This is a genomic window from Cytobacillus firmus DS1 (assembly GCF_000565285.1).
GTDB classification, from domain to species: domain Bacteria; phylum Bacillota; class Bacilli; order Bacillales; family Cytobacillaceae; genus Cytobacillus; species Cytobacillus firmus_A.
In genome coordinates, this window is sequence record NZ_APVL01000057.1 from 1 (window position 1) to 2,435 (window position 2,435).

General features: G+C 41.1%; 2 protein-coding genes. Both read right to left on the minus strand.

Annotated features, from left to right (window positions below; translation table 11 throughout):
• Positions 1-59 precede the first annotated feature (59 nt).
• Positions 60-782, minus strand: a complete 723-nt coding sequence (istB, locus tag PBF_RS24630; protein ID WP_019380289.1) for an IS21-like element helper ATPase IstB — start codon at positions 780-782, stop codon at positions 60-62.
• A 17-nt stretch (positions 783-799) separates the two neighbouring features.
• Positions 800-2,308, minus strand: a complete 1,509-nt coding sequence (gene istA, locus PBF_RS24635; RefSeq protein WP_019380290.1) for an IS21 family transposase — start codon at positions 2,306-2,308, stop codon at positions 800-802.
• Positions 2,309-2,435: the final 127 nt, after the last annotated feature.

Here is a 2,435-nt window from a genome sequence, read left to right on the forward strand (position 1 = left end):
TGTAAATGTCAACCCAAAAGTTGACCATGTCGCTCATGTAAAAGTTGACCACCCTCTTGTTACTTCGAATATGTTTCTTTGAGACGATAACTCTCTCCGTTCATTGGGATAATGTGGGCCTTGTGAGTCACTCGATCTAACAAGGCGGCGGTCATCTGTTCATCGTGAAAAACTTCTACCCATCGGCTAAACTCCCGATTGCTAGTGATAATCATGCTTCCTCTTTCATAACGAGTAGAAAAAAATTGAAACAGTAATTCGGCTGCTCTCTGGTGGTAGGGGATATAGCCAAGTTCATCAATAATCGTGACATCTGCAGCCAACCATTGTTTCTCCAACTGGAGGAGCCTTTTTTCGTCTTGGGCTTCCATCAGTTCATTCGATAGGCGGGCGGCCGTATAATATTTGACAGTATAGCCTTGATTAATCGCCTCTTCCCCTAACGCAATTGATAAATGCGACTTTCCTGTACCTGAGTTCCCAATAAAAATGACATTCCTTTTCTGCTGAATGTACTCTCCTTGAAAGATGTCCAGAATGCGTCTTTTTGGTACGTGGGGAGCCTCCTCAAATTGAAAAGAGAGGAGGTCCTTATGTACAGGGAATTGCGCCTTTTTTCTGGCTAACTCTTTCTTTTTGATTTCTCGCTCAGCTATTTCAATCGATAATAATTGAAAGAGAAATTCTTCATAGGTAATTTGTTGCTCATTTGCTTCGCGCAAATAAGCGTCAACTTGTTCACGTATAGTCGGCAAGCGCAGCCTTTTTAGATATTCATCCATTTGATAATGGTGTGTATTCAGTGAATATACCTCCCTTTCTGTAATAGTTGGTCATACGGGCTAAATGTAGGAGCCTTGACGGTGACGGACTGCTCCATTTCATATTTTATTGGGGCTGGCTTTGTTGCTTCCGGCTGAGTCATGAGGTAAAGATAATGCCTTACACTATCAGCTGTATATAGCTGCTCTTTTACACAACTTGCCACTGCCCTTTCTACTGTTTCCATCGTAAACTCCCGATGGAGTTTTAATAGTTGAATAAACTCTTTTCCATGCCCATACTTTGAAAGACTTCTCTTATAAAATTCTTGATAACTTGGTGGAAGATTAGCTCTTCGAACTGGGCGCGCATGCTGGATGGCCCTTGGTTTTCTCTCCAGTTCATCCAAGTAATGATCCACTTCAAAAATTTCTTGAAGCTTTTCGTATGAACGCTCATGTTTGGCTACACAGTTTCCGTCAATGTTTATTTCAATGTGATTTACATAAGCATTTATTTGTGCATCTTTCCGACCGGCATACCTAGTAGGTACCGAGTAGGCGTTTGTTTCAAAATTAACAAGCGAAAGACTGTTGACAGAGGCTCTTACCTTCCTTGCGCAAGGATGAGTACCAATAATCGGCAGAAGCTGTTGCTTCTCTAGTAAAAATCGTTCACCCACCTGTTCTTTCGTTTTTGGAACATAGGTTTCTTCATAGGCATCACATTGTTCTAAAAGATAGTGATTAAGTACCTGTAAGTCACTTACCTGTGGAACGGGAACTAAAAATTGAGCTCGTGCTGTTTGAACTAGTTTCTCTACTTGTCCTTTTTCATTTCCTTTTGCGGGTGCACAAAATTGGGCATCAAAAAGATAGTATGATCGAAACTGGATAAAGGCCTCCTGTTCTTCACGCTTGGTCCCTTCTAACACCTTCTTTACCGCTGTTTTCATATTGTCATAGACAATCGTTTTCGGGACACCACCGAAATAATCAAAGGCATCTGCGTGACCTTGAAATAACGCCTCCTGCCGTTGATGCTGAAACACTTTTACAAAAATCTTACGGCTATACAAAAGTCTCATACAAAAAAGCATTACCTTCGTTTCAATCCCATTTAAAAGCACAATGATTTCCCCCCAATCAAATTGGGCAAATTCACCGGGATCGAATTCCAACGGTATAGAGGAATTAGGAGTTTCTTTGAGCTGCTTATATTGGCGTACAAAACGGCGTACAGTGGATTCTCCACCTTTAAAGCCATATTCTTTCACCAAGCGTCTGTGGATTTGAGCAGCACTGTGACGCTGTTTTAGGGGGGCTGTTTCATCGTCCGTTAACCATCGGATAATAATTGGTTTAACGGGGTCGATGACCGGGTTGGTAACCGGCTTTGATCGTTGATAGGTTGGAATTTTATTCTGTTGTAAAGCTTTTCGAATGGTTTGTCTTGATAATGTAAGATCTTTCGCTAATTGTCGTATAGAACGACCTTCTTTAAAGTGCAATTTTCTGATAAGCTCTATATTAGCCATCTTTAACATCCTTTTTTTCCTCCCGAATCATGAAGTTCTCGACAAACTCTATGATAAGGGATTGGGTGTTAAGGGTGGTCAACTTTTTGGTTAGCGAATTGCGCTAAAGTGGTCAACTTTTATTTTAGCGTTTACA

Coding starts and splice junctions, on each gene's coding strand:
- istB (WP_019380289.1), bottom strand. CDS start 782: ATGGATGAATATCTAAAAAGGCTGCGCTTGCCGACTATACGTGAACAA.
- istA (WP_019380290.1), bottom strand. CDS start 2,308: ATGTTAAAGATGGCTAATATAGAGCTTATCAGAAAATTGCACTTTAAA.